The sequence below is a fragment of the Streptococcus oralis genome (assembly GCF_019929365.1).
Taxonomy (GTDB): domain Bacteria; phylum Bacillota; class Bacilli; order Lactobacillales; family Streptococcaceae; genus Streptococcus; species Streptococcus oralis_BT.
On sequence record NZ_JAHZPH010000001.1, the window covers coordinates 213,862 to 234,176 of the forward strand.

The 20,315-nt window shown below is 37.2% G+C and carries 22 protein-coding genes and 1 pseudogene; 17 read left to right on the top strand and 6 right to left on the bottom strand.

The annotated features are described in order from the left end of the window. Window positions 1-12 precede the first annotated feature (12 nt). The 4 genes from K1I53_RS01130 to K1I53_RS01145 form a co-directional block, all read right to left on the bottom strand. A complete protein-coding gene (locus tag K1I53_RS01130) occupies window positions 13-636 on the bottom strand; it encodes a histidine phosphatase family protein (protein ID WP_223327635.1) in 624 nt (207 codons plus the stop codon). Next, a complete protein-coding gene (locus tag K1I53_RS01135) occupies window positions 636-1,118 on the bottom strand; it encodes an aminoacyl-tRNA deacylase (RefSeq protein ID WP_223327641.1) in 483 nt (160 codons plus the stop codon). The genes K1I53_RS01130 and K1I53_RS01135 overlap by 1 nt, the downstream gene beginning before the upstream one ends. Beyond that, window positions 1,118-1,960 (bottom strand): DUF368 domain-containing protein, encoded by an 843-nt coding sequence (locus K1I53_RS01140; protein ID WP_223327643.1) that lies wholly within the window; start codon window positions 1,958-1,960, stop codon window positions 1,118-1,120. The genes K1I53_RS01135 and K1I53_RS01140 overlap by 1 nt, the downstream gene beginning before the upstream one ends. Window positions 1,961-2,066: 106 nt before the next feature. Further along, a complete protein-coding gene (locus K1I53_RS01145) occupies window positions 2,067-2,867 on the bottom strand; it encodes a glycoside hydrolase family 25 protein (RefSeq protein WP_223327645.1) in 801 nt (266 codons plus the stop codon). Window positions 2,868-3,025: 158 nt separating this feature from the next. Between K1I53_RS01145 and glmU the strand changes: the two genes are divergently transcribed. The 7 genes from glmU (at window position 3,026) to K1I53_RS01180 (ending at window position 9,006) form a co-directional block, all read left to right on the top strand. Then, window positions 3,026-4,405: a bifunctional UDP-N-acetylglucosamine diphosphorylase/glucosamine-1-phosphate N-acetyltransferase GlmU gene (glmU, locus tag K1I53_RS01150; protein ID WP_223327647.1), complete on the top strand. Its 1,380-nt coding sequence runs from the start codon at window positions 3,026-3,028 to the stop codon at window positions 4,403-4,405. A 9-nt stretch (window positions 4,406-4,414) separates the two neighbouring features. Then, a complete protein-coding gene (locus tag K1I53_RS01155; RefSeq protein WP_093585177.1) occupies window positions 4,415-4,960 on the top strand; it encodes an NUDIX hydrolase in 546 nt (181 codons plus the stop codon). A gap of 11 nt (window positions 4,961-4,971) precedes the next feature. After that, entirely contained in the window at window positions 4,972-5,283 is a 312-nt protein-coding gene (macP, locus tag K1I53_RS01160; protein WP_125399434.1) for a cell wall synthase accessory phosphoprotein MacP, read from the top strand. Between the two features lie 15 nt (window positions 5,284-5,298). After that, window positions 5,299-5,991, top strand: a complete 693-nt coding sequence (locus K1I53_RS01165; protein ID WP_223327648.1) for a 5'-methylthioadenosine/adenosylhomocysteine nucleosidase — start codon at window positions 5,299-5,301, stop codon at window positions 5,989-5,991. A 76-nt stretch (window positions 5,992-6,067) separates the two neighbouring features. Further along, window positions 6,068-6,562, top strand: a complete 495-nt coding sequence (gene rocS / locus K1I53_RS01170; RefSeq protein ID WP_000021247.1) for a chromosome segregation protein RocS — start codon at window positions 6,068-6,070, stop codon at window positions 6,560-6,562. 81 nt (window positions 6,563-6,643) lie between these two features. Next, complete coding sequence (locus tag K1I53_RS01175; protein ID WP_125415188.1) at window positions 6,644-7,234, top strand: 3'-5' exonuclease; 591 nt, start codon at window positions 6,644-6,646, stop codon at window positions 7,232-7,234. A gap of 8 nt (window positions 7,235-7,242) precedes the next feature. Then, window positions 7,243-9,006, top strand: a complete 1,764-nt coding sequence (locus tag K1I53_RS01180) for a glycerophosphoryl diester phosphodiesterase membrane domain-containing protein (RefSeq protein WP_223327650.1) — start codon at window positions 7,243-7,245, stop codon at window positions 9,004-9,006. Window positions 9,007-9,039: 33 nt separating this feature from the next. Here K1I53_RS01180 and K1I53_RS01185 read toward each other — a convergent pair whose 3' ends face one another. Both K1I53_RS01185 and K1I53_RS01190 read right to left on the bottom strand, forming a co-directional pair. Next, a complete protein-coding gene (locus K1I53_RS01185; RefSeq protein WP_000981527.1) occupies window positions 9,040-9,339 on the bottom strand; it encodes a YbaB/EbfC family nucleoid-associated protein in 300 nt (99 codons plus the stop codon). A gap of 71 nt (window positions 9,340-9,410) precedes the next feature. Next, window positions 9,411-9,806: pseudogene (locus tag K1I53_RS01190) on the bottom strand (site-specific integrase); the annotation flags it as partial. 873 nt (window positions 9,807-10,679) lie between these two features. Here K1I53_RS01190 and cas6 point away from each other — a divergent pair. The 10 genes from cas6 to K1I53_RS01240 are packed head-to-tail and all read left to right on the top strand — an operon-like array spanning window position 10,680 to window position 20,305. Then, complete coding sequence (gene cas6, locus K1I53_RS01195) at window positions 10,680-11,408, top strand: CRISPR-associated endoribonuclease Cas6 (protein ID WP_223327663.1); 729 nt, start codon at window positions 10,680-10,682, stop codon at window positions 11,406-11,408. A gap of 9 nt (window positions 11,409-11,417) precedes the next feature. Continuing rightward, window positions 11,418-12,779: a hypothetical protein gene (locus tag K1I53_RS01200; protein ID WP_223327665.1), complete on the top strand. Its 1,362-nt coding sequence runs from the start codon at window positions 11,418-11,420 to the stop codon at window positions 12,777-12,779. A 23-nt stretch (window positions 12,780-12,802) separates the two neighbouring features. Continuing rightward, on the top strand, window positions 12,803-14,428 hold the full coding sequence (cas10, locus tag K1I53_RS01205; protein WP_223327667.1) for a type III-B CRISPR-associated protein Cas10/Cmr2: 1,626 nt from the start codon (window positions 12,803-12,805) through the stop codon (window positions 14,426-14,428). Then, on the top strand, window positions 14,428-15,711 hold the full coding sequence (locus K1I53_RS01210) for a hypothetical protein (RefSeq protein WP_223327669.1): 1,284 nt from the start codon (window positions 14,428-14,430) through the stop codon (window positions 15,709-15,711). Before cas10 ends, K1I53_RS01210 begins: the two co-directional genes overlap by 1 nt. Before the next feature lie 3 nt (window positions 15,712-15,714). After that, window positions 15,715-16,416, top strand: coding sequence for an RAMP superfamily CRISPR-associated protein (locus K1I53_RS01215; protein ID WP_223327671.1), 702 nt, complete (start codon window positions 15,715-15,717; stop codon window positions 16,414-16,416). After that, entirely contained in the window at window positions 16,409-16,822 is a 414-nt protein-coding gene (locus K1I53_RS01220; protein WP_223327673.1) for a hypothetical protein, read from the top strand. Before K1I53_RS01215 ends, K1I53_RS01220 begins: the two co-directional genes overlap by 8 nt. Window positions 16,823-16,824: 2 nt before the next feature. Further along, window positions 16,825-17,634, top strand: a complete 810-nt coding sequence (cmr6, locus tag K1I53_RS01225) for a type III-B CRISPR module RAMP protein Cmr6 (protein ID WP_223327675.1) — start codon at window positions 16,825-16,827, stop codon at window positions 17,632-17,634. Between the two features lie 14 nt (window positions 17,635-17,648). Further along, on the top strand, window positions 17,649-19,472 hold the full coding sequence (locus K1I53_RS01230) for a hypothetical protein (protein WP_223327677.1): 1,824 nt from the start codon (window positions 17,649-17,651) through the stop codon (window positions 19,470-19,472). Between the two features lie 29 nt (window positions 19,473-19,501). Then, window positions 19,502-19,792, top strand: coding sequence for a hypothetical protein (locus K1I53_RS01235; RefSeq protein ID WP_223327679.1), 291 nt, complete (start codon window positions 19,502-19,504; stop codon window positions 19,790-19,792). Beyond that, the gene (locus K1I53_RS01240; RefSeq protein WP_223327681.1) at window positions 19,793-20,305 is read left to right on the top strand and encodes a hypothetical protein; all 513 of its coding nucleotides are present in this window, start codon (window positions 19,793-19,795) and stop codon (window positions 20,303-20,305) included. The last annotated feature ends 10 nt before the right edge of the window (window positions 20,306-20,315 follow it).

The window sequence follows — 20,315 nt, forward strand, 5'->3', positions numbered from 1 at the left end:
AATCAAGTTCCATTATTTTTCTTGATAGGAAGTGTCATTCCATCTTTCGAGAGTGAAGGTTTCAAAATCCTCAGTGTCCAAAATTGTCAGACTAGCATTGGCCAAGCCTCCATCTTTGCGAAGATGAGCCTCTTTATAGCCTAGAAGAGTACGTAGGCTAGCAGTGAGATTTGCACCATGACCGACGATTAGAATGTTTTCAGCCGAACTTTCTTTCAGAGATTTGATAAATTGAATAGTACGCTGAGTCGTAGAGTAGAGGGATTCAGCTTCAAACATCTTCGTATCAAACTGAGCGAGATTAGAGCGAAAGGCCTTGATTTGTTGCGGGTAGATGGCATTGAGCGTAGCGATTTTTAATCCCTCTAGTTTTCCAAGTTGCCATTCACGTAGGTTAGGAATACTCTCTAAAGGACAGGGTGTCTGGAGTTGGCTTTGGATAATTTCAGCAGACTTAACCGCTCTAGGTAAATCACTTGAATAAATCTTATCAAAAGGTATTTCCTTGAGATACTGGCCAAGTTGCTTTAGGATATCAATAGACTCTGGAAGAAGGGGAGAGTCACCACTAGCACCTTGAAAACGTCCTTCAAGATTCCATAGAGTGCGGCCATGACGAACAAAATAGAGTTTCATTACTTACTTTCCTCCAAGATATCAGCAAAATCCGCTTTTACAAAGCTGGCCAAGTCTTGAGGTCGGATGATGATACTATGCCCGACTTCCCCAGCAGAGACAATCATTTGATCCAAGTCCAAAGCAGTCTTATCGAGAAAAATGGGATAATTGTGTTTCTGACGAATACCGACAGGGTTGTTAGCTCCATGAACATAGCCTGTCGTTTTTTCCAAGTCCTTCTGTGGGATCATGCTGACTTTTTTATTACCAGAAACCCTTGCTAGTTTTTTCTCGGCGAGGTGTTCCGTTATGGGAACAATTCCGATGATTGGTCCTGTCTTGTCACCCAGCAGAGCCAAGGTTTTAAAGATATGTGTTCGATCATATTCTGAAGGAAGTTCACCCTCAAGTGCATTGATTTGAATCCCTGTGTGCTCAATCCCTGCCTTGGTCAAGATCTGCTCGACCAAGGTTTTTTTAATCTTAACTTTCTTTGCCATTATTTATACTTATCCTCCAGCTGGCACATCCAAATACCAAGCCAAATGCCAAGCGCAAAGAAGAAGGCAACGAGAACATAGCTCACAATAGAAAGCCCAGTGTATTGGATACTTTCAGCATTTCCGGCATTTGGGATCAAAATTAAGAGGGTGCTTGAAAGCACAATCCCAATGATAAAGTGATAAACACGGGAGTGGTAGTTGTTCAAGGCGTGATCCATTAATTTTGAAAAGATAATGAGAGTTGCTCCTGCACCAATCCCGATAGGAAGGAAGGTACCAAATAAATCAAAAGTCTTAAAACCAGTGAGCATTGGAGCGTACAGTCCCAAAATCAAGAGTAGATTTGACGGACTTAAACCAGGCACCAAGACACCAAGAGATAAAAGAACACCTGCCAAGATGAAACTAGCGAAACTAGCACTGAGAGAACCAACAACAAAGTTTAGCGCGTAGAGCCCTAGTCCTGAAAGGATAAAGGTGGTCCAGAACCAGACTAGGTCAACCTTATCACGATCAGATTCTCGAGTAGATTCTTTAAGGAGGCTAGGAACTGTACCGATGATAGCTCCAGCAAAGCTCCACAAAACATAGACTTGGTAATTTTCTAGCAAATACTCGATCGGATAGGAAAATAAACCAATCCCAAGCAACATCCCGATAGCTACTGGGATAAAGTATAGGACATTCTCTTTAAAATCTTTAAAGGGGTGAGCCAGAAAGCCAATCATTCGCTCGTAAATACCCAAAATAGCTGCTAAAACACCGCCGGAAATTCCAGGTAGGATAAATCCTAATGCGATGACGATTCCTTTAATAACGCGTGCAATCCATGAAAACATAATAAAATCCTCAATTTCATAAAATTCTTTCTCTATGCTATCAATTATAACACAGACGGGGAGAAAATGAAAAAACAAGTGAAAAAGTTTGTTATTTTCACTTGTTTTATGGCCTTAAAAATAGTTTTCTGAAGGTTTCTTCCTTGTCTTTGTCAGTAGAAATCAGATTGATGTCCAAATGATGTTCAAATCCTGCAATTCTTCCCTTAGAAGTGTACTGGTGGAGATCGTAGTCCAGATCGGTATTTGGTTTAGTTTCAAAATAACCTGAGTCTGTTCCATAGGAAGGGATCCAAATAGCAGTGAACTTATCTGTATTGATACTATGCTCTTGCATGAAGTAAACCCCAACGTAGATACCGATGTTTTTAGCACCGAGAGTTGCTAGTTTGGAACGAAAGGCCTCAACACCTTCATTCATATCGGACATTGTTTTTTCTTCAACATCTAACCAGTAGTAGCTAGGATTGTAGGGAGAAGCAGCGTTGTAGAAGACTTCAGCAGCCTTCTCCATTTCTTCCTTATTTTTTCCAGCTACATAGGCATAAACCCCCACAGGGACATTCCGTTTTTGAAATTCTGCTATATGATTTTTATAGGCTTTATCGACACCATTGATAAAGGCAGCATCATTTGCTTCAGTATGCTGAGCCCCATTGTGCACGCGAACGATAACACCAGAAATGTTTTGAGATAAGGTGTCGTAGTTGATTTCCTCAGGTCTTTGCCAACCAGAGACGTCGATAATGGGTTTGTCAAGATTATGCAAGGCTTGTGTTTCAACTTGAAGAGCATTTGGCTTAGTTTTGATAGGATGGTCCTCAAAACTTGGTCTATTGAGGAGTAAAATCGCTATGAAAATTCCAAATAAACTCAAAATAATAGCTGGATGAATTTGTTTTCTCATATTTATTTAGTTTATCGTAAAAATTTAAAAAAATCAAAGGAAACAGTTTAGAAATGTAGACAAGTAGGGGAGATTTTCAGGAAAGCACCTGTTTGTTTGTTCTTTAAAAGTAAAATTATGGTATAATATAAGGGAATTTTTACAGAAAAGAGAATAGTATGTCAAATTATGCCATTATTTTAGCAGCGGGTAAGGGTACTCGCATGAAATCAGATCTTCCAAAGGTACTTCATAAAGTAGCAGGAATTTCGATGTTGGAACATGTTTTTCGTAGTGTTGGTGCTATTCAACCTGAAAAGACAGTTACCGTAGTGGGACACAAGGCTGAGTTAGTTGAACAAGTCTTGGCTGGACAGGCAGACTTTGTAACTCAATCAGAGCAACTAGGAACAGGGCATGCCGTCATGATGGCAGAGCCCATTCTTCAAGATCGCACTGGCCACACCTTGGTTATCGCTGGGGATACTCCTCTGATTACAGGTGAAAGCTTGAAAAATCTCTTGGATTTCCATATCAATCACAAAAATGTGGCGACTATTTTAACAGCTGAAGCAGCAGATCCTTTTGGATACGGTCGAATTGTCCGCAACGATAATGCTGAAGTTCTTCGCATTGTCGAGCAGAAAGATGCCACTGATTTTGAAAAACAAATCAAGGAAATCAATACTGGAACTTACGTATTTGACAATGAACGCCTTTTTGAAGCCCTTAAAAACATCAACACTAACAATGCACAAGGAGAGTATTATATTACCGATGTGATTGGTATTTTCCGTAATGCGGGTGAGAAGGTTGGGGCCTATACTCTCAAGGATTTTGATGAAAGTCTTGGAGTAAATGACCGTGTAGCTCTTGCGACTGCGGAAGCAGTGATGCGTCGCCGTATTAATCAAAAACATATGGTCAATGGTGTCAGCTTTGTCAATCCAGATGCAACTTACATCGACATTGATGTCGAGATTGCTCCTGAGGTCCAAATCGAAGCCAACGTTACCTTGAAAGGTCAAACGAAGATTGGGGCGGAAACTATTTTAACAAATGGAACTTATATCGTGGATAGCACCATTGGAGCTGGAGCTGTGATTACGAATTCTATGATTGAGGAAAGTAGTGTTGCGGACGGTGTGACAGTCGGCCCCTATGCCCACATTCGTCCAGGTTCAAGTCTTGGTACTAAAGTTCACATTGGAAACTTTGTTGAAGTAAAAGGATCTTCAATCGGTGAAAATACCAAGGCTGGTCATTTGACCTATATCGGAAATTGTGAAGTCGGTAGCCATGTTAACTTCGGTGCAGGAACCATTACAGTAAACTATGACGGGAAAAACAAATATAAGACTGTGATTGGTAACAATGTCTTTGTTGGCTCAAACTCAACCATTATTGCTCCAGTTGAATTAGGTGACAATTCTCTCGTTGGAGCTGGTTCAACCATTACCAAGAATGTTCCTGCAGATGCCATTGCTATCGGTCGTGGACGACAAGTTAACAAAGACGAGTACGCAACACGCTTACCTCATCATCCGAAGAACCAGTAGGAGTTTGTCATGGAATTTGAAGAAAAAACGATTAGTCGGAAGGAAATCTATCAAGGTCCTATTTTCAAACTAGTACAAGACCAGGTGGAACTACCAGAAGGAAAGGGAACTGCCCAACGTGACTTGATTTTTCACAATGGGGCTGTTTGTGTACTAGCTGTGACAGCCGAGGACAAAATCGTTCTCGTTAAGCAATATCGAAAAGCTATCGAGGCGGTTTCTTATGAGATTCCTGCTGGTAAACTAGAACTTGGTGAAAATGCTGATCCAATGGCAGCGGCACTTCGTGAATTGGAAGAAGAAGTTGCCTACACTGGTAAGTTAGAACTGTTGTACGATTTCTATTCTGCGATTGGATTTTGTAATGAAAAACTAAAACTCTACCTTGCTAGTGATTTGGTCAAGGTGGAAAATCCTCGCCCACAAGATGATGATGAAACCTTGGAAGTCTTAGAAGTAAGTCTAGAGGAAGCCAAGAACCTGATCCAGTCAGGTCATATCTGTGATGCCAAGACCATTATGGCGATTCAGCACTGGGAACTACAAAAGAAATAGAGGAGAAACCCATGGGAAAACCTTTATTAACAGATGAGATGATTGAACGTGCCAACCGCGGTGAGAAAATATCAGGGCCACCTCTTCAAGATGATGAGGAAACAAAGATCCTACCAACGTCTTCACAACATTTTGGTTATTCACGTTCTAGAGACCACGGTTTTAGTCAAGATACACTTACAATCGAAGTAGAGCCAACGATTCATAAGAGCCGCCGCATTGAGAACACTAAGAGAAATGTCTTCAACTCAAAACTCAACCGAGTCTTGTTTGTGGTGATTTTACTTTTGATTTTGCTAGTTTTGGCAATGAAACTCTTGTAATTGAAAGGAAATGAAATGAAAATTGGAATCATTGCTGCCATGCCAGAAGAGCTGATACATTTGACTCAGAATTTGGATAAACCTCAAGAAGTCCAAGTCATGGGAAATACTTACTACACAGGGCTTATTGGCAATACTGAAGTCGTTCTAGTTCAGAGTGGGATTGGGAAGGTCATGTCGGCTATGAGTGTAGCGGTGTTAGCTGATCATTTCCAAGTAGAAGCCATTATTAATACAGGATCAGCAGGTGCTCTTGCAGAAGGGATTGCCGTTGGAGATGTAGTGATTGCGGATAAGTTGGCTTACCATGATGTGGATGTGACTGCTTTTGGCTATGCTTATGGTCAGATGGCTGGTCAACCTCTTTACTTTGAATCAGATCAGAAGTTTATCACTGGGATTAAAGAAAGTTTATCTCAAGTAGAACAGACCTGGCACCTAGGCTTGATTGCTACAGGGGACAGTTTTATAGCTGGAGATGATAAGATTGCTAGTATCAAATCCCACTTTCCAGATGTTTTAGCAGTTGAAATGGAAGGGGCAGCCATTGCTCAAGCGGCTCAGGCTCTTGACCTACCTTTCCTCGTCATTCGTGCTATGAGTGACAATGCCAATCACGAGGCCTCTATCTCTTTTGATGAGTTTATTATCGAAGCTGGACGTCGTTCGGCCCAAGTCTTACTAGCCTTTTTAAAGGCCTTGAATTAAGCGGAAATTTGACAGTTTATCTAGCTTATGATAAGATTTAAATAAAGAAAAGCTAGAAAACGTTTCAGAGGATATTATGAGTATTGAAATGACCGTCAGCGAGATTGCAGAGGTCTTAGGACTATCTCGTCAGGCAATCAACAATCGTGTCAAAGAACTTCCCGAAGAGGACACGAAAAAAAATGACAAAGGTGTAACAGTAGTTACTCGAAGTGGCTTAATTAAGCTAGAAGAAATCTATAAAAAAACGATTTTTGAAGATGAACCAGTCAGTGATGATGTCAAACAACGCGAACTGATGGAAATCTTGGTCGATGAGAAAAATGCTGAAATTCTTCGTTTGTACGAGCAACTCAAGGCCAAGGATCAGCAACTGGCAGAAAAAGATGAGCAGATGCGCATCAAAGACCGCCAGATTGCAGAAAAGGACAAACAATTGGACCAACAGCAACAGTTAACTCTTCAAGCAATGAAGGATCAAGAAAGCTTGAAACTCGAGTTGGACCAAGCAAAAGAAGAAGTCCAAGCAACCAAAAAAGGCTTTTTTGCTCGCCTATTTGGAGGAAAATAAAGAAGCTGTTTGGGTTATTCACTAACCTAATAGCTTCTTTTCTTATTTATAGTTTAAATTGAGTCGAAATTGAGGTAAATGATGGAAAAATTAAGAGACTATATCGCCTTTGACTTAGAATTCAATCAACACGAAGGGGTTACCCATTTAATTCAGGTATCAGCAGTTCGCTTTCAAGATGGTCAAGAGATAGGTGCTTTTGATTCTTATGTCCATACCAGCGTGCCTTTAAAGAGTTTTATCAATGGTTTGACAGGAATTACAGCTGAAACCTTGAAAGATGCGCCAAAAGTAGAACAAGTTTTACAGGACTTTCAGGCATTTGTTGGCAATTCACCTATCGTTGGCTACAATGCAGCCAAGAGTGATTTGCCTATTCTCTTGGAGCATGGCTTGGACTATCGTGACCAGTACAAGGTCGACCTATATGATGAGGCTTTTGAACGTCGTAGTTCCGACCTACACGGCATAGCTAATCTCAAATTGCAAACTGTGGCGAATTTCTTAGGCTTTAAAGGTCAATCGCATAATAGTTTAGAAGATGCGCGCATGACGGCGCGTGTTTATGAAGCCTTTCTGGAGTCTGACGAAGGAAAACTATTGTTAGAAGAACAAAGTAATCTATCTATGAATCCCTTTGGCGGGTTAGATTTATCTCAATTTCTAGACTAGGAGTGCCTATGAAACCTGAAAAACCTAAAAAACTAGGTTTTAGGAAAATTTACCTCAACCTAGATAAAGTTCTCTTCCTCTTTTTCTTAATTTTCATGATGGTGGAATATCTGTGGTTACCTCTCAATTCCTTTCTTGCTGGTCTTTTACTCAGCCAGACGGGCTATTTGTTTATTTCTTACAATAATATTTTTGCCATTATCACGAGTTCTCCTTTAATCAGTCTGGCCTTTCTCGTCTTGATTGTAATCAATCTTTTGGTGGCCTATTTCCAGATTTGCCTCCTCTTTATTGGGGCGCGCCACCTTCTCTACCACGAAAAGAGAACCTTGATTGAGTACAGTCGCAAAGTTTTCCAGCAAAGTTTTCTGTTCATGAAACGCTTGAGCTTCTGTAAGATGGCCTTTGTATTCTTCTATGTAGCCATGCTCTTTCCTTTCATCAGGAAAATTTTAAAAATTTATTACTTAAATAAAATCGTTATTCCAGACTTTATCGTGACTTATCTGGAAGACAAGCACTGGCTAGTAGGCTTGATGATTTTTGCATCTGCTTGGATTTTGCTCTATGTGTCTGTCCGACTCATGTTTGCCCTTCCGAAGATTCTCTTTGAAAAGAGGACTGTGAGAGAAGGAGTAAAATATAGCCTACAAAAGACAAAAAAACAAGTTCTCTTTTATGCTTGGAACTTGCTACTCATTATTATTAAAACCTATCTCTTTTTCTTCCTTCTCTTGACTCCCTTGCTAATAGGACAGATTGTAATTGACAATTTAACACAGAAAGAATCACTGATTCTTGGAGTTATCAACTTTGTCTTGATAAAAAACATCCACTATATGGCGTTGACCTATTTCCTTGTTAAGTTTGTCTCCTTTTTGACAGGTGAGGAACTAGAGATTATGCCAAGAAGAAAAAAAGACCATTTGATGAGATGGGGAGTTATGGGCTGCGCTAGTATCTTTTTTGCGCTGGAAGGTTATATCTATTTGGAAGCTCCTGTGACAAATACCCCTTTAGTCATTTCACACAGGGGTGTTTCAAATAAAAATGGTGTACAAAACACTGTACAGTCTTTGGAAAAAACAGCGCAACTGAAACCAGATTTGATTGAAATGGATGTACAGGAGACCAAAGATGGTCAGTTTGTGATGATGCATGACGCCAATCTTAAGAACTTAGCAGGTATCAATGCCAGACCTCAAGACTTGACTTTGGAGGAGTTGACAGGATTAGATATTTCTGAAAATGGCTATCGAACCAAAATATCTAGTTTTGATGACTATCTCAATCGCGCGAATGAACTTCATCAAAGATTGTTGATTGAAATCAAAACCAGTAAAAAAGACAGTCCACAAATGATGGAACGTTTTCTAGAGAAGTATGGCTCTATTATCAAGCAGTATGGTCATCAGATGCAATCACTAGACTATCATGTGATTGACCAAGTTTTGAAATATGATTCGACTATTCCAGCTTATTTCATCTTGCCTTATAATAGTATTTTCCCAAAAACCAAGGCAACTGGCTATACCATGGAATATTCAACATTGGATGAATATTTTGTTACTAAACTTTGGTATACAGAACAAAAGCTTTATGTTTGGACTGTTAATGGTTCTGAGGCTTTTGATAAAGCAGTTCGGCTCGGAGCAGATGGAATGATTACAGATGATCTAGAAATGGTTCAGTTACAAGTAACGACCGCGCAAGATGATCCTGAGTATACGGAATTGCTGTTAAAAAAAGCAATGGAATTTTTTGATTTCTAAAAAAGAGAAACCGAGGTTTCTCTTTTTTATGAATTAGAAAGGTAATTTTCCAGCGAAAGCACCTAGTTTTTTCTTAGTCGTTTCGTCGATTTGTTCTAGAGCAGCGTTGATGGCTTGAACGGTCATATCAGACAAGGTTTCTAGATCTTCTGGATCTACAACTGCTGGACTGAAGTCAATACTAACAACTTTCTTATCTCCAGTTAAGGTCGCTTGGACAAGGTCTTGAGCAGATTTTCCAACAAATTGCATAGCAGCGAGTTCTGCTTGACTTTGTTCCATTTGTTTTTGAAGTTTTTGTGCTTGGCGCATCATGTTTTGCATGTTCATCATAAGATTTTTAAGATTCCTTTCGTATCAAGGCTTTGAGCCTTGTTTTATAAATTTTTTTGCCATTTTTTGCCCTAGAAGTTGTCAAAAGCATTGGCAACTTCTTTTTGTTGAGTTGGAAATAGGTGCGAGTAGATGTTAATAGTTGTATTAATGCTACTGTGTCCAAGTCGTTTCATAAGTGTAAAAAATATATAATCTTTTCCCTCACCGTTTCTGAGTCCTTTTGAAACTAGAAATGCTGCATGTGAGTGTCGGAAATCGTGATTACGAATCATTTTTAATGACGCAGGCATTCTTTTTTTCAATTTAATCTTTTGATTAGAAACCATTGGAGTAGTCAGTTGTAAAGGACTGTCTTGAAAGATTTGTAAGTTTTCTGTATTGTCCGTAAACTCTACTAATAGGTGAGCTTGTTTTGCTTTCCATTCCGTTAGTTCTTGAACGAATGCTTTATGAATATAAATTCTATGTATAAAAAGCACCACGCTTATCCTCTTTTAAAATATTTTCTTACGTATGAATCTCACAAAGATACTCAACAGATATTTTAAATGTTACTTGGTTAAGCTATGAAGTCTATACTTAGATTCGTATTACTTGGACTTTACTCTTGTGGAGGTTCCCTCGCTTTCTATGACATATTCTCTCACCTGTCAGTTTACTGAAATCGTGGCTAATATTAACTCACTAGCTTTGGTTGAGACAGTACCATTGAAGTACATTATTGATTATATCATTTTTGAACTCTATTGAAAAGCCAAATTTTCCCCAATAGAACTTACTGAAATACGTCCAATTCTTTTATTATTATTATAAATTATATAAAGCTTCACAAACTAGTTCGTTCATTCTTCCATTTGTAACAAGAGCAAAACATGCATTTTGTCTATATTCTAAACACATTTTTGGAAAACTAGTCACCTTTTAATGAAGAAGTTTAGGTAACTAAACAATTCAGCTTTGAAGTCTTTATACCCAATACTGTGATTGTTGTATAAAATGATTCAAAACTGCTATTACCGTGTGGAAAGTCTTTATCATCATTTGAATGTTGAATACGATGACTCACTAGCAAATTGTCCAAAATAGACTTTTTCTTCAATCTGAAATAACTGCTAAGTTATTCTCGTCTTATTAGCTAAATCTACTGCAAGATTTATGAATCCTGAATTATTGGTGTTAGCAAGTTGTAGCACTATTTATTTGATTTGAAGAGCAAGCAGTAATTTTACAGTTGATTTAAGATGATAAACTGTAACAATATAATTTGACAGCGATTACAAAATTTTGTAATATCTATAATATAAGAAGATGTGTATTAATTCAGGGAGGAATCTAGGATGCAATTATTAATTGAACTGCAAAAAATTGATCAGTTTATCTTGCCAGTAAACTATAATTACCTTCTTCAATCGATGATTTATAATTTATTGAAAAATAAGGAAGACTTGTCTGCGCAACTTCATGAGATAGGTCATCAGTTTGAGGACAAACATTTTAAGCTTTTTACATTTTCACTATTGCAAGGTCAATATAAAATACAAGGAAAACGAATAGAGTTTCTTGATAAGGTGAGGTTCGAAATTAGAACGATTGATCAATCCATTTTATTCACTATTGCAGAGGCTTTGTCAAATCTAGATGAATTGCGAATTGGTCGAAACCTTGTAAAAATTTTAAATGTAAAAATTGAACAGAAGAAATTAACGGGGACTTCTTATAAGATTCGGATGATTTCTCCCTTGGTAGTTCGTTCTACAGATGCTGAGACTAAAAAAACATTGTATTATAATCCATTTGATACGGAATTCCATAGCAGAATCATAGAGAATTTTGCGAGGAAATATCAAGCTTATTATCATAAAGTACCGACAGGTAGATTTGATATAGAGCCGATAAATTTTTCTTTAAAAAATAAATTTGTTACCAAATATAAAGACTATCTCATAACAGGTTGGAAAGGAGAATTTGAGATAAGAGGAGATGCGGAGGTGTTAGATTTCCTCTATCAAGTTGGGCTTGGTGAGAAGAATTCGATGGGATTCGGAATGTTTGTGATTGAAGAATAGGAGGATAAAATGGATATGGAATTTAGGAATAGTAAGTTAGAACTTGACTTAAAATGTCATGCGCCGATCATTCATTTCCAGCCGGAAGAAGAAGGAGCTACTTTGCGTGCTAGTGAAGTTAAGCCAAAATTTGATCGGTACTTGATAAAGAAAGTTCCAAGTCTGAAAAAACGTTTCAAAAATCAGTCTTTAGCCTATAAAATGAAGTTTATTGACAATAGTCCTAGCATCATTTATAAGAGTAAAGAAAATAAAGATCAATTTGATAAGAGGACAAATAATAACGAAGGTAACTTCGAATTATACTTTGCTAGAGATGGAAAACGCAGAGTAGAAACAAATCCTACAATGATTATTACTTGTTTTGATATAGAACTTCAGAATTTGATTATAGATCATATTAAAAATTTTTTTATAGTGACAAATTTTGGAGCTGCGCAAGGAAAAGGATATGGTAGTTTTACTGTGAATGATAAGGAACAAGATAAACAGGATTATCAGAGTAATATTGAAGCAGTTCTAAAGGAGGAGTTTGGATTAAAGACTCTTTATAAAATGGATTTTAGGCAACAATGTAGTAAGTTGGGGTTCTCAAAGAGGATAAAAGTGATTTTTGAGAATATTGAGCAGTTCTATAAAATAATTAAGAGTGGCTATAATTACAAAGGTAAATATGCCAGAAGTGCTTTATTTATGTATATGCATGATAAAGAAAAAAATTTATTTAAAATAGATATAGGGAATGAAAAAGCTGCCTTAAAGGATAAAATAATAGAAAAACCTTTTGGAACTAGGCCCTACCACCTTAATAAACAGACACATAACGAAAAATATGTTCGAGCATTGCTGGGGCTATCTTCTTTCTTATCATTTACAGATATTAGAAAAAACATGAAAAAAGAAGAGAAAGATATTTCTGTGAATATTGCTATTATGCATGAATCGAATAAGAATGAAGAAAATATTGAACGATTTCCTTCACCAGTAACTTTTAAAGTAATAAACGATATTGTTTATATTATTCCTAAACAGGGATGGTATAAATATATTTTAAACAAGAAATTTAAATTTAAATATAAGGTATCTAAAAAAATCCCGAGAAGCTGGACGAATGGCATAGAATATAAAAAATTTTTAATAAGTAAGCCTAAAACAAAGAAAAAAGAGTTTATAAGAATAAGAAAAGAGGAATATGCTAAATTTATAGAAAAAATGGATAAGAAATTAAAGAGGGAAAGACTTTATCTAACAACTCCAGAGGAGTTTGATTTACTAAATTTTTTAGACTTTGCTGTGCAATATTATAATAAAGAAAATTCCAATGGATATTTGCATAATGTCGATATTTTATATAAGATTGAGAAATCCTAACATACACCAAAGGAGATGAATAAATGAAATACGTAGGTATTACAATCGGTCCGATTTTTAAAACAATTGGAGAGGCGATCTCTCCGGCAGGTTTGTGGTTTGGCAGTTATTTTTTCTCAACAGTGACAAAGAAGCTCTGTGAAAAACTTGTTGAGATTCCAACTGTTAAGATTTTTTCACCGTTTTATGACTCTAATAGTAAACAAAACCCACAAGAAGATGGTATTGGTCGTTACCATGATCGGATTTTATTTTTAGATAATGATAGTACAGTAACTTCGGAAGGACTTAAAAAAATAATTTCAGAAGTGAAGAAGGAAATGGTTGGGAAATTTGAAAACTTTAATCTAGAGCAGATTGAGAATTTTATTAACAATTATCTGAGAATTGATTTTGTTATTCTTAATGAAGAAACTATGAATAGAAAAAGTGAAAAAGATGGAAATAACATAGCTATAATACTGAATGATGCTTTGGATAAACTGGAGCTAATGGCAGCAGGTAAGGGAAGAACAGATATGAACTTATTTGCTCCATTCTTTGCAGGCAAGAAAGACAATCGGAATTGCTATATTAAAGGAAGTGAGCTATTTACAGATACCAAGCTAAATAGCCAGTTGCTTACAAGCTACTCAGACCACGCTTCTGAATTGAAATCAATAGAAGATATAGCTCTATCTCGAAAGAAAGAGGAAAACTCTTCTGAAGAGGTCCCTGATGGTGAGGTAGCACCGACCAGAAGCGAATACTATGCAGTCGTTAATTCAGATGGGGATAAGGTCGGAACTCTTTTGAAAGCTTTATGTAAAGATGTAGAAATCTCTGAACAGTCTGATAGAATAAACATTTTTTCAAGGGCTTGTTTAGACTATGCTGGTGAAGCGGCTAAACTTGTCGGAAAATATGGGGGGATGACTATTTATGCTGGAGGGGATGATTTACTGTTTATTGCTCCTGTTCATTCTATTTTTTCCCTATGTAGTGAATTGGACGAAATGTTCAAAAAAACCTTGAAAAAAGGTCTGGAAGAAGTAACTCTGACAGATGATGAAGTCAATGTCAGTTTGTCTTTTGGTGTTGCTGTTCAGTATGTAAAATATCCTCTATATGAAGCGCTGGAAAGAGCTAGAGTTCAACTTTATAAGGCTAAAGAAAGTTGCGGTAACCGTTCGAATGGTAGTGGAATCAGTGGAGGTAATCGTCTGGGTATAGAGTTGGTAAAACACAGTGGAAAAACCGTTCAATTGATGGTAGAAAACAAGAAGTTAGAGACCATAGATAATCTGATAAAATATCGAGCAACAACGAACGATCAAGCACTGGAATCTGTCCTCTATAATCTGCAGGATACAGAAATTATTTTTAAGTTGTTGTTTGAAAAAACCGCACAGGATATATTTGATTTTCAAGAATATAAAATGAGGTTTCTGAATAACTTTAACAATCCAAACCAGTTGTCTTATCATAGTTATCTTAACGAAATAGCTAAATGTTTCTATGACAACTACTTGAAAGAGTATCATAAGCCAGATACGAAAGTAAAGGTTGATGGAATTTGTACAAAGCGAAAGATGAGTATAGGAGAATACTATACCAAGGAGTTGCAGGCTATTTTATTTTTGGTAAAGTTTTGGCAGGGAGGTAAGTGATGACAGACTATCTTGTGACGTTTAGACCGCTAGGAGACTATTCTTTTGGTTCAGATAGACGCTTTAGCTTTGTCGGTAAAAATAACTATTCGGAGGATGAATACGCTCCTTATTTTATCCGCACTAATCGCGTTCCTGAACAGTCCACAGTCTTTGGGATGATACGCTATCTTATCTTAGTCAGCAATGGGATTCAGTTGAACCAGGATTTTCAGTATGATGAGAATACGCGAGATAAAATCAAAGCTCTAATCGGAGAGAAGAGCTTTTCTCTAAATGGAGGTGTACAAAGTTTCGGAAAATTAGAAAAAATCTCTCCAATCTTTTTGCGTAAAAATAGTAAGGAAGTCGTCATACCAAATCCTTTTAACAACAAGCAGGGGAGAGAGGGGATTGATCAGTTTGAACCAATAATACTAGAGGAAGAAATTACACTGCCAACTAGTTTTGGTGAAATCGCTCTGCCCAAATCTAAGGAATATAATCCTAAAGAAGGGTATGGGGATGGCTATTATAATATTAATACAGGCTGTCTAGAAGGAATCGAAGATATTTTTATGACTAAGGTAGCGACTGGTGTAAGGCGTGTTACGCAGAATGATCTGGTGAAACTGAAGCAAAATCTTCTAGATTTGTGTAAGTTGTTTGTGAATGCCACTATGAAACAGAAACAGGAAGTTTCTAATTTAGATAAGAATAGCAATCTTAGTTTAACTGAGTTTATCAATAATTTTATGGATTTGTTAGAAAAGTACAACAAAGGGGAAAAAAATCACTTTCAAGAAGAATTAGAAAAACTATCCCAAAATTTTGATGCTGATCGTCTATTTAAGCGAGAGGTACATCAGCTACATAAGGACTACGAGTTTGGAGTCTATGTAAAGGTTAATGGTGATATTACATTGAAAGACAGTATTGTTCCTATGGGGCAGAAAGGTACACTCTTCAAGATTTCTGTAGAAGAATCGGAAAATAATTTAGAAAGTGAAATCACAGAGCATTTTCAGAAGCATACTCCAAAAGGGCGAACCTGGCATTACTGCCTCTCAGATGTGTGCCTCTTAAATGATGTGACAGGCTTTGCGATCTTAGAGGAAAAACTAGTTCGTCAGCTTCATACAGACCTTAAGGAAAATCGTTTGAAAGGTCTCAGTCTGCAAGGCCATCACCTTCTATACAAGGCGGGCAGTGTCTTTTATGGTGATCATAAAATTCCGTTAAAATCTGGCATAGAAGCAGCAGGCTATAATGTTATTTGCAAAATTGAAGGAAGTAAGGAGTAAAAAATGAAAGCAAAAATTTTTGTCATTGAATGTTTAACAAATTTGCATGTAGGAAATGGGGATGTTAATTTTAACATCATTGATAACGAAGTGGAGCGCGATGTTGTGACGGGATTTCCGACGATTAACTCCTCAGGCGTTAAAGGTGCTCTGAGGGCCTTCTTTGAAGAAAACGACTTGTCGAACATTGATGAAATATTCGGTTCGGAAAATAGTAAGGTTACTACTTCAGGCGCATTAAAATTTCTTAGCGCGAATCTACTAGCCCTGCCAATTCGTTCAATAAGTGGCGATGATAAACCCTATTCAATACATGCTCCGAAAACAGCCTGTGAAGATTTTAACCAAATGATTGCAAATTTTCAATTAGAAGATGTTTCAATAGAAGATATAAAGGGTGGAGATGAGGTGATAACTCTAGACGCAGATAATTCTTGCTTTGAAAAATATGGTTTACCAGTAATTGCTCGAAATAGTGTCGGAGAACAAACTAATTTGTGGTATGAGGAGGTTGTGCCCCACAAATCGATTTTCTATTTTGCAGTGGTGGCTTCAACCAATGAGTCAGAAAACCTTTTAGAGATTTTTACAGATTCGGTGAGAGAGAAAATCATCCAGTTTGGTGCAAATGCTTCTGTAGGTTATGGACTTTGCAAGGTTATTAAAGTGATTTCAGGAAATGAAGAAGGAGCAAACAATGGATAAGAACAGAATTAATCGGTTGCTTCCTATTGCTGTTGAGGTGATTAAAAAAGAGCTTTCGGAGCCAATTCCAAATGAGTTTCGAGGATATATCGCTTCTTTTGGAGCGGCGGTTACTATGGGAAGTCTCCCTGCAGCAGTTGCCTACTATTCGGCTGCATCAAAAAATGCCAAAGAAGATCGTACCAAGCTACCTGTTATGATTTTGGAAGTATTGAAGAAAGAAAACACAGCCATTAAAGAAACCACCTTGTTTGAGTATGTTACATCGTTCAAAAATGATAATGAGAGTTTCGCTATTAAAGAGGATGTATTGCATGCAGCCATTGCGATCAAACTAGGGTTAAACTTGTTTGAAATTGAGTCAAAAGATCAAAAAGTCAAGGAAGACGAGAAAAATGGAGGGTAAGGATGATGTTTAGTTCAAAAAACATGTCTTATATCTACTATCATGAATATTTTAAAGGATTAGAGGAGAGGAAAGGAGCATCAGGTTTAGTTTATGAACTGGGTAATTCAAAATCTAGTGAAGAGCAATTTCGTGAGAGAAATAAGGCTTTGCAGGATTTTAAATTTGACCTGTCTCTATCACCTCTGGAGCATTTGAAACATGCTTCAAAAGGTGTAGCAAGTTTCCAAACCTTTTCTTTGGAAACTATTTATCCTGGTCTCATGATAGGAACGGGCAATCCCCATGATTTGAAATCAAAGGGTTCTATTTATTCTGGTTTTTCTTTTGATTATGTGACTGGACTGCCCTATATACCTGGCTCCTCAGTCAAAGGGGTACTAAAAAGCGTCTTTCCTAGGAAAGAAGATACCAAAGATGATATTAATCAACAAAAGATGGAGTATATTAAGTCACTTCTTAAACCAGGACTTTCTGATAAAGAAATTTATGGCTTGAAAGATAATATTTTTGAAGATAATGATGTCTTTTTAGATGCTTATCCAACTTCTAAAAATAAAACGAAGCAGCAGTGTTTAGCGTTGGAATTCATTACACCTCATAGTGACATCATCAAGAATCCTATTCCAATCAACTGTCTGAAAGTTAAGCCTGGGATCTCTTTTGAGTTTGGCTTTTATCTGAAAGATTGTCAGTTTTCAGACGAAGTTAAGAAGGTTACGGTTAAAGAAAAAATAAAGTTATTTAAAAGCATCTTGACTGATGTAGGCATTGGCGCCAAAACGAATGTTGGTTTCGGACAGTTAGAGTAGCAGAGGAAGCTTTTATGAAACAATTTGAGTTGTGGCTGGATGAAAGTGGGAAATTTGCAGATTCTGAGTCTCAAAGAGAGGAAATTTACTCTTTTCTCGGTGGTATGCTAGTTGAAAAGGCTGCTATTAAAAACTTTAACTTTTCTAGTATTCTTAATGATGACTCATTAAATCATGCGATGAATATGACCCTAAATCAGAAAAAGCAATATGTTATTCCTAAATTGATTGAATTTAAAAATCAGACGGATGCGCGTTATATCTTTTTTGAAAATATTGAGTGGCAGGGAAATGGGGATAATCGACAACTGTATTTACAAATCTTATCCGAGGGTCTCGTGCAACTCACGCAGCTATTAGAGGCAAAATATGGTGATATTAGATTGAATATTATCATTGCCAGTCGTGTAGCTCGAAAAGGTGTAGAGGAGCGTGTCCATATTCAGGAGTCTGAATATAAGCGTGCCTTTACAACGAGTTTAAAAACAAGTGAAGTCAGCTATCGTTCTGGGACAGATGTTCAATTTCAGTTAAAAAAAGCGACGGAATCACAAAGGTTAATTTTGGCGGATTTTGCTTCGAATATTCGGCGGATGTATTTGCGAGACCTTCCAGTTTTTCGAGATCAGAGAGCAGTCTTGCGCAATTTATTTGAGGATTCTTATGTATTTTCTCTGTCAACACTGTCTTCAGACAGTCGCATCCGCTTTTTACTTGCTCAAAATGATGTATCAGAAGCTCTGATGGAATACTATACATCTCAAGCTATAAAAAGTAAGGAAACTTATTTGTATCTGATTGTCGATCGAATGGAGTATCTGAGTTACAGAGTGTTGAAGTCGCAATTAAAACAGTTTGCTTCAGAGATTTTAGCTTATACGGCGAGACAGGATGATTATGAGAAATCTATCGTGATATTTACAGAGATTTGTGATCAACTACTGCCACTTTTGAGAGATAAAAAGTATCCATATGAGTTGTTTGCCTTTGAAGTATTCCTGCAACTAAGCGATGTCTACCTGCGTTCTGGCCGTTCTTGTCAAGCAGGTCAAGTCATTTCTCAAAGTTTGGAATTGGTAAAGATTTCTGAAAATAGCTTAGAAAATCTTTTTAGCCTCTATCGCATCAAGGAAAAACTCGCTGTATTTTATATTGACAGTGGTCAGTATAAAAAAGCTTCTCACTTAATGGCAGATCTCCACGTTATTTTTAAAGAGCTGCTAGATTTATTGTTAGCTTATGATTCAATTTCAAATTATTTTCAATCCTTGAAGTCCGAATACTATGGGGATGTTCTCTGTATGGAAATCTATAGTCTCTTATTTCAAGCCCAGCAGGAAGATTTTAAATTAGAGACTATCATCCGTTTATCTGATGAGGGCTTGCAACAGTATCCGAGTTTCCCAGGAGAATTGGAACGCCATCGGCAATATCGTAGTAGAATTGAACTTCTGAGAAAGGATGCTAAAGCTGCGCTTCATTGGTTGATTTTAGCGATTGATTATGATCATAGGATGGATAGTGAGATAGATGAGGTTGTGATTCAAGATTTTTGGGATAGGGTTGAGCGACAAGAGACAACCATTAGTCAACAGTTCTATGCCATGTATTACTCTTTAATCATGACTGAGGCTTATCAGCAGGATATAGACTTTGCTAAACTACTTTATACTGCCTTTTTCAAACATCCAATCTATCAAGAGTTCTTTTCATTTCACAAGCGAAATAAGTTAACAAAGTTAGTCAATACGGAGAAAATTTTCTACCATCCTATGGAGATAGTCTATTGGAATTTTGCTAATTATTATCGCTTTGAGGGAAAATGGAAGACAGCCTGAATTGCTATGACAAGGCTATTAAAGTATGCATGAGAAACCAAGATAGTTTCACGCTGGAACTACGCTCCATCCCAATCTATGCAGCTAAAATTAGCTGCGAGAAGTTGCAAGGGAAAAAATCTAATACTTACGAAAAATTAAAAACTACCCTTCATCAATTGGAAAAAATGATGAAGGGCTATACTGGCAAAAACGATGTTGATTTTTCAGAAACGCAGGAATTGCTGAGAGAATGGGAAAACTTTTTTGACAATCTTGATCAAAAATCGGAGACTATTTCTGATAAGCTTTGGTCTTTTTCTCAGAAATGGAGATATTAAATGGAGTATCGTTTTATTGTAGATGCTGAGGTGGATGGACTTTATGGACCTCTGCTGACCATGGCTGTTTTGGTCACAAAGTTAGATGGAACGGAAGTAGCCTCTTTCTACGGTGGTGTACCTAGGCAGATTGCAGAGACCAAAGAAGTTTGGGTGTTGGAACATGTCATTCCCTACATCGGAGCTTACCAAGCCTTTGCTACAGAAGAGGAACTTTTGGAAGAGGTCTGGCAGCTCTGGTGTACTTATCGACCTTCCGCGCGTTGCTTTTCAGATGTACCCTTTCCTGTAGAGAGTCGGCTTTTTCATAAGATGGTAGAAAAGGACAGGCAAAATAGAGCATTTATGGCTCCCTTTCCAATTATTGATGTTGCTAGTCTTTTGTACGCAAGAGGATTTGAACCTATTGGAAACCGACTGGATTTAGTTTCGCATTTCGAAGGAAGACTACATAATGCGCTAGATGATGTCAGACTATCAAGTCGTATCATCCAAAGACTGCTTGGTGAGTGAGATGTTTTCG